Here is a 7,263-nt window from a genome sequence, read left to right as displayed (position 1 = left end):
CTTCCGACAGCCGTTCCGATGGGTCGGTGGCATCTGCTCGCGCCGCTGACCGAGGTTCCGTCAATGGGTATTCCGGCGACAGCCGGCAAGGCGGCGGGACACGATCCGGAGGCTCGATGGCCGAGGGCCGGGCGGTCGACCGGAGTTCCGTTGCAGGCTACGCGGGGGATGGCAGCCGAGAGTCGGCTTCGTCTTCTGAATCGGTCAGCTCGATGGCGTCGGCCCGCGCGGCCGACAGGCGATCGGTTGCCGGCTATGCGGCGGATTCCGGTTCATACTCGACTTCCGTGGCGAACGCCTATGCGGAATATGCACGCTCCCGGCTGCGGGCCGGCCTGCCGGTGGGTGGCTCTTTTCGCAGCAATGTTCCGGCGAGTTTCCGCCAGGCCGAGATCGCCAGTATGAATGCGCTGGCGGCCTATCGGGCCGAGGAAGCGGCAGAAGGGCCCTTGGGGGTCTACAGTCCCGCTAAACCGGGCTGGCACGATTACGTCACCTCAAACATGGTCTGCAGCGCGTGTTCGGCGCAGGAGATCGCCGATCAGTTGGCCCGTTTTGCCGTCCCCGGGCAGGACCCGGCCGTGCCGGTGGTCGATGGCGCTATCTATTCGGTTTATGATCCCTTCGCCGGGATTTATGCTGGAGAAGTGCTGACTCACGTAACGGAAAACGGACTTTCGATAACCAACCGCACTCTTCCTGAGCACCTCTTCTACGACGGGAAAATCACCCGGACGGCGTGGCAGGCGGCCGATGGCTCTTGGCATGTCACCACTCATGGCATCGGCAACAACGTCGTGCCGGGTATGAGCGCGGTCAACCAATGGTCCGGGCCGGATATCTTCAACGAACTGGACCGGCAGATGCGTGAAAACATCGAACTCCACCATGGAAGTGCTCGGGCATCATGGTAGGGCGTCGCGGACTGTTGGCTGGATTGTTCAGCTTCGTGGTGGGGTACGGAATCATGGTAAGGCAGGCGATGCCGGTCAAATCGAGAGTCCAACTGCCGCTCCACAAGATCACGTTTACGCTTCCCGAGGACACCAAGGATGCCTTTTTCAGGCAGCTTAGGCAGTTCGCAGACACCTATGGATTTGCCATCCGCATTGCCCCGATTACGCCGGACGGCGAGCAGTTCGGGGTGCAGATGTACCAGGAAAGCATCAAGCTGCTTGGCGACAACGCCTTGGACACGAAGGAGGTTTTCATCGGCTTCTACCAGCAAGGCGAGAATGCGGTGCCTGCCCCGTATTTGACCAAACTTGTCGATGGCTTGAAGCAGGCTGTCCAGGCTGTGCCGGGCGTCACCGTCTTGAAAGAGAGTTGATAGGGCGTCTGCGGACGGACGATCTCGTGGCGGGCTTCAACACGATCATCCGACGCTGCGTGTTGACCGCCTTGCTTGGCCTGGCGGCCGCCTCGGTCGTAGTCGAAGGGTATGCCATGGCACCGAGACTTGGACCCGCGCAAAAGCCGATCCGTTCGGTGGTTGTCCCCGTACGCAAGGATGTGAGAGAACAATTCTTCAGCCAGCTTCGGTTCTTTGCTGACACGCACGGTTTTACAATCCGGATTGCTCCCGCAACTCCGGACAACGAGTACTTCGGCGTGGCCATGCATCGCTCGGATATCCTGGTCACGTGCGACAGCGTCTGGAACCCGGAGGAGTTCGAGATTTCATTCTATCAAGATGGCGACCATCCTGTTGCATCCGGTTCTGTCGACAAACTGGTCGGCGATCTGAAGCAAACCGTCGAACAGGTGCCAGGCGTTACAGTCTCGAAAGAGGATTGAATTGAGTGCTCGCCGGCGTACGTGGCAGGCGGCCGATAGTTCCTGGCATGTCACCGCCCATGGCATCGGCACAACGTCGTGCCGGGCATGAGCGAAATCAACCAATGGTCCGGGCCGGATCTGCCGCACTGTCGAATTTCGCTACGGTATGCTTCCTTAACGCCAACTTCGGATTCCAGGCGTCCGAACAAGTGCTCGCCCTCGCCGTTTCTTAGGCTAAGATTGTTCCAACTGGCGGGAGGTCCGTCCCTTGCGAGAAGAGCAACGCAGGCTTGCGGCGATCTTGGCTGCCGACGTGGCAGGTTACTCGCGGCTGATGGCGGCCGACGAATCGGGAACGCTGGGACGGTTGAGGCGGCTCCGAGCTGAGGTGTTCGAGCCCAAAATCGCGCGGTTCCACGGACGCATCGTCGGCTCGGCCGGGGACAGCCTGCTGATCGAGTTTGGGAGCGCGGTTAACGCCGTGCAGTGTGCGATCGAGTTGCAGCGCGAGCTGGGCGGCGAGAACGCCGGGCTCTCCGAAAACCGGCGCATGGCGTTCCGTATGGGCGTAAACCTCGGCGACGTGATCGTCGAAGACGACACGATATACGGAGACGGTGTGAACATCGCGGCACGGCTTGAAAAGCTCGCGGAGCCTGGCGGCGTTTGCATCGCGCGCGCCATTTACGATCAAGTAAAAGGCAAACTCGAATACGTCTATACGGATATCGGCGAGCAACGGGTCCACAACATTGCGGAGCCGGTACGCGCTTACCGTGTCATGTCCATTGAGCAATCCCCCACCAGCTCGTCCTTGCCGCCGGCCAAGGATGCGCTTCTCCGCAACCGACCATCGATCGCCGTGCTGCCTTTCACCAACATGAGCGGCGACCCAGAGCAGGAATACTTCTCTGACGGCATCACGGAGGACATCATTACCGACCTCAGCAAGGTCGGGGCGCTGGCAGTCACCGCGCGCAACACGACCTTTGCCCTCAAAGGCAAGTCGATGGATGTCAGCGAAGCGGCGCGGCAATTGCGCGTTTCGCATGTGCTGGAAGGCAGCGTACGCAAGGCGGGTAGTCGCGTTCGCATCACCGCGCAGCTGATCGACGGGATGAGTGGGCATCATGTGTGGGCCGAACGCTACGACCGTGATCTTAACGACATATTTGCGCTCCAAGACGAGATCGCGCGGGCCATCGTCGATGCCCTGAAGATCCGGCTGATGCCGGCCGAGTATGCTGCCATCGGCAAGCGCACGACCGAGAACGTCGAAGCCTATCAATATTACCTCATGGGACGGCAGCATTTCTTGCGCCTGGGCCGTCGCAATCACCTCTCCGCCCGACGCCTCTACCAGCGGGCGCTCGAGATCGATCCCGAATACGCGCTGGCGCGGGCCGGGCTGGCGCTAGCTGAAGGCATGTTGCTGAGATCCGGAGATCCCAGTGCAAACCTTGTCACCTTGAGCGCCGAGGCGCAGCGCGCGCTGGCTTTGGACTCGACGCTGGCGGAAGCTCATGTGGCCCAGGCGATGGCGCATTTCCAGAAGGAGCAAATCGAGCTCGCAGGCGCCGCCTGCCGGCGAGCAATCGCGCTCGATCCCGATCTCTACGAGGCGCACAGGACCTTGGGCGACGTGCTGCGCATGGAGCGCAAGTTTGCAGAGGCCGCGGCCGCCTACGAGAAGGCGGTGGAGGTTGATCGCAACAGCTATGGTGCGATGTGCATGCTCTGGGATTGCCGCAAGACGCTGGGCGACGAGGAGGAAGCCCACAGGCTTTCAGGGGAGTTGCTTATCCGCATCGAGAAAGCCATGCAGCTCTATCCGGACGATGGGGCAGCCTATGCCTATGGTTGTTACATCCTCCACAATCTCGGCCTGGACGAACGCGCCCTCCAGTGGGCCGAGCGCGCGATCACCATCGACCCGGAGGACTATAACAGCCACTACAATGTCGCGTGTTTCCTGGCGGCGATCGGCGCCGTCGAAAAGGCGATCGACACGCTGCAGCACTGCGTGCCGCAGCTTGGATTGCAGCAAGTGCACTGGATGGCGCAGGACGTTGATATGAATCCTCTGCGCGATCATCCACGCTATCTGGCGCTGATCGAGCGCCTGGAGCTCAGTTTGGCGAAGGCAGAAAGCCAATCAGGAAGCGGAACCGAAGGACGGCCTTCCGGAGCTTAGAGCCATTCCCCGCTCGGGACTGCGAGGCGGCTTTGGGTCGTGACTTTCGATTTCGAAAGGCGGCGTCGCGCCGGTCGGTGAGGCTGCGCAGCCGAGCGACGCAAGCCGCATGCTGCCCGGCTTCTGGGCAATCTTCACCGACTGATTACGCCCCGACACCTTTTGACCCGCTGCGATGGTGGGGGAGGAGCGCCGATCTGGGCCATTCTCGCGGTGGCGGCGGGGCGTGCCCGACGCGCGGGCACATCCACACGGTCGTCAGGACGCCGAATGGCAACGACGGCAAGGACTTGCTGCACCACGAAGCACACGCCCATGATCCGGAGCACGGCCACCGCCAACCGTTCGGAATAAGAGTTGCTCGACATCGTGCCCAAAGGCTCAACGAAACATGAACTTCCGAGTCGGAACGCTTGAGAGGGAAGAGGATTCCAATTGACTATTCGGGGGTTAACCTGTCGCGTCCCCTCGACCCGGCTCCCTCGCATGTTCCGCCAACCGCTTCAATTGCTCGGCTTACCCGCACTGCAATGCCGCTGGATGAAGTCCGACAGGAAGGTTGAAGCGTGAACGCACCTCCGATGCACAGCGATCGCCTGAGGCACTTTCGAGAATGTCCCCTCAACAACGCGGAAACCTGGATTCTCTTCGCAGAAACGTGACAGGGACTCGGTCAAGCCCGCAGCCGCATCGCACTGGCAGGATATAAGCATGTCCAGGGCGGAGGCGGGATTTTCGGTATGGAGGAGCATTGCATTTCTAACCTGTCGCTCAAGCTGCTTTGTATACGCGGCGGTTTTGGCGGCGGCGATGCGCACCCCTTCGACGTCGACATGCCCCACGCTGCCTAGCGGGCTACTGTCTGACACCAGAAAGCTGGCGGTCACCGTGGTATAGGGGGGCGAGAAGGATAACCTGTCGGCACGTGACGGATCGGGAGCAATGAATGCAACGTCCCACTCGTTGCCTTCGGCAGCCGCAAGAATGTCAGCGGCCGATCCGTATCGAACCAGCGACAAACAGCAGTCGAGTTCTGCCGCAAGTGCGATCGCGATCTGCGCGCTCGGCCCTGTTAGAACGCCTGTCACTGGATCGAGTTGGACAAGTGCGGCATTCGACATGTTGACCGCCGCTCTGATGACTCCCGTCGGTGCGATTTCAGTGAGGAGTTCATCACGTTGCGGCATCGCGGTACGCTCCTTGCGATGCAAATCGTGCCGCGAGTGCTTCCGATCCCCTCGCCAGAACAGCGACATCGACACCAACGGCAGTAAATAGTGTTCCCAGTGAGATGCACCGTGCCGCGAACTTCTCATCCGGGGTAAGAATGCCCGCAGGCTTGCCCAGCACTTTCAGGCGTTCAATCGCGTCGACAATTGCATCGACCACCTCCGGGTGGCTCGGTTGGCCCCTGTGTCCGAAACTCGCTGCAAGGTCTGCCGGTCCTACGAATACGCCATCCACCCCCTCTACCGAGGCAATCGACTCGAGGTTGCCAAGCGCTTCCCGCGTCTCAACTTGCAGCAACAGGCAAACTTCCCGTTCCGCATTTTGCGCATACTGCGCAACTCGGCCGAAACGAGTGGCGCGCGTCAGGGCAGAAACACCACGAATTCCATCCGGAGGATATCGCACGGCCGCGACTGCGGCTTTCGCCTCTTCCGCGTTCTGAACGTAGGGAATGAGCAGTGTCTGAACGCCAATATCCAGGAAGCGTTTGATGAGAACGGGGTCGTTGATGGCCGGGCGGACGACTGGGGAAACGTCGTATGGTGCGACCGCTTGCAATTGTGGCAGGACGGTCAGAACGTCACCCGGAGAATGTTCCGTGTCGAACAGGAGCCAATCGAAACCTGAAGGCGCGACGATTTCCGCGGCGTAGTTTCCCGGCAGGCCACACCACAGGCCGATCTGACTTTGACCAGCAAGGAGCTTCCGCTTGAACCGATTGACAGGATGTTCCATCTGGCACCTCACACGAACGACACGCCGATGGAGCCAACAGGGCCATAGTCGGCCTGGATGACATCACCTTTCGCGATATCGACAGGACGCGTGAAGGAGCCGGCCAGGACTATTTGTCCCTTCTTCAGGCCACCGCCCACAGCATGAAGTTTGTTGACCAGCCACGCGATGCCGGCCGCCGGATGTCCCATGATCGCCGCCGACACGCCCGATTCCTCGATGATGCCGTTCTTGGAGAGAGTCGCTCCGACCCAACGGATATCGATGTCCATCGGGCGAATTATACGACCGCCAACGACGAGGGCGCCGAAAGCCGCATTGTCCGCAATGGTATCCGTGATCGCTCGAGGGACTTCGGTCCGGTAGTCGATAATCTCGAGCGCCGGGACAACGAACTCGGTCGCACGCATGACGTCATAGATCCTGGTGCCGGACCCGACGAGATCCTCACCCATAACAAAGGCCAACTCGACCTCGAGGCGCGGCTTGATAAACAAGTCAGCCCTGATCTGCGCTCCGTCGTTGTAAAGCGCATCGTCAAGAATGCAGCCGTAGTCCGGCTCCGTCATCTTCGAAGCCATCTGCATTGCGCGTGACGTCAGGCCAATCTTATGCCCGACGATCCGTGCGCCCTTGGCTACCCTCGCCTCCGCCCACAAAGCCTGAATTCGGTAGGCATCCTCGAGCTCGAGGTTCGGGTAGGTCTCGCTAGGCTGTATGATCGGCTTGCGCTCGATTTCAGCTTTGAGCAGCGCGTCTGCCGCGGCCCGGCGTTCTTCTTCGGTGATCATATCGTTTGCTCTGCTGATCGTGATCTATTTGATCGGGGGACGCGGCAAAACGGCTTCGCCGGGCTCCATGGCATAGGTGTAGTCGAGCGAGAACCACGGACCAGGAATATACGCTTCGGTCGGATGGGGCTCCTCATGACGGATGAAGTCGCCGGTCAGCGCTGCCGTGACACCGAACTGAACATCGGAGTCGATGTTCGGGTCGCTGGGATCGAAGACCTGGGAAATCAGCGTCTTGTATCCATGCTTGAAGATCAGTGCGTGCAGGTGCGCTGGTCGGTACGGATGGCGTCCCTGAGCTTTGAGCAGGCGTCCGACCACGCCATCGACCGGTATCGGATACCCGACCATCTTGACGGTCCTGAACCAGAACCGACCTTGCTCGTCGGTCGTGAATTTGCCGCGCAAGTTCATCTCGGCCTGGTCCGGGTCCTGGTTTTCATAAAGACCGACGGGAGATGCATGCCAGACATCCACTTCGGCGCCGGCAATTGGCTTACCGTCGCGGTCAACGACCTTGGCACGCACGAACAA

At 60.5% G+C, this 7,263-nt stretch carries 7 protein-coding genes and 1 pseudogene; 4 read left to right on the top strand and 4 right to left on the bottom strand.

The genetic code is table 11. The features are described 5' to 3' along the window. From EOA38_RS22740 to EOA38_RS22725, 4 genes are all read left to right on the top strand, one after another. A partial coding sequence (locus EOA38_RS22740; RefSeq protein WP_210212980.1) for a hypothetical protein occupies positions 1 to 914 on the top strand: 914 nt, incomplete at its 5' end. Positions 915 to 928: 14 nt separating this feature from the next. After that, positions 929 to 1,330 carry a hypothetical protein gene (locus EOA38_RS22735; RefSeq protein WP_126092656.1) on the top strand — a complete coding sequence of 134 codons (402 nt, stop codon included), beginning with the start codon at positions 929 to 931 and terminating at the stop codon, positions 1,328 to 1,330. A 26-nt stretch (positions 1,331 to 1,356) separates the two neighbouring features. Then, positions 1,357 to 1,797: a hypothetical protein gene (locus EOA38_RS22730; RefSeq protein WP_126092655.1), complete on the top strand. Its 441-nt coding sequence runs from the start codon at positions 1,357 to 1,359 to the stop codon at positions 1,795 to 1,797. 250 nt (positions 1,798 to 2,047) lie between these two features. Next, entirely contained in the window at positions 2,048 to 3,973 is a 1,926-nt protein-coding gene (locus EOA38_RS22725; RefSeq protein WP_126092654.1) for an adenylate/guanylate cyclase domain-containing protein, read from the top strand. Positions 3,974 to 4,476: 503 nt separating this feature from the next. Here EOA38_RS22725 and EOA38_RS22715 read toward each other — a convergent pair. From EOA38_RS22715 to EOA38_RS22700, 4 genes and pseudogenes are all read right to left on the bottom strand, one after another. Further along, positions 4,477 to 5,160 (bottom strand): transporter substrate-binding domain-containing protein, encoded by a 684-nt coding sequence (locus EOA38_RS22715; RefSeq protein WP_127300307.1) that lies wholly within the window; start codon positions 5,158 to 5,160, stop codon positions 4,477 to 4,479. Continuing rightward, positions 5,147 to 5,938, bottom strand: a complete 792-nt coding sequence (gene hpaI / locus EOA38_RS22710) for a 4-hydroxy-2-oxoheptanedioate aldolase (RefSeq protein WP_127300306.1) — start codon at positions 5,936 to 5,938, stop codon at positions 5,147 to 5,149. The genes EOA38_RS22715 and hpaI overlap by 14 nt, the downstream gene beginning before the upstream one ends. 8 nt (positions 5,939 to 5,946) lie before the next feature. Further along, positions 5,947 to 6,729: a fumarylacetoacetate hydrolase family protein gene (locus EOA38_RS22705; RefSeq protein ID WP_126092650.1), complete on the bottom strand. Its 783-nt coding sequence runs from the start codon at positions 6,727 to 6,729 to the stop codon at positions 5,947 to 5,949. Between the two features lie 24 nt (positions 6,730 to 6,753). Beyond that, positions 6,754 to 7,263: pseudogene (locus EOA38_RS22700) on the bottom strand (catechol 1,2-dioxygenase); the annotation flags it as partial.

It is taken from the genome of Mesorhizobium sp. M1E.F.Ca.ET.041.01.1.1, assembly GCF_003997355.1.
GTDB lineage: Bacteria > Pseudomonadota > Alphaproteobacteria > Rhizobiales > Rhizobiaceae > Mesorhizobium.
Note: the sequence above shows the minus strand (reverse complement) of the source record. Positions and strands in the feature narration are given on the sequence as shown.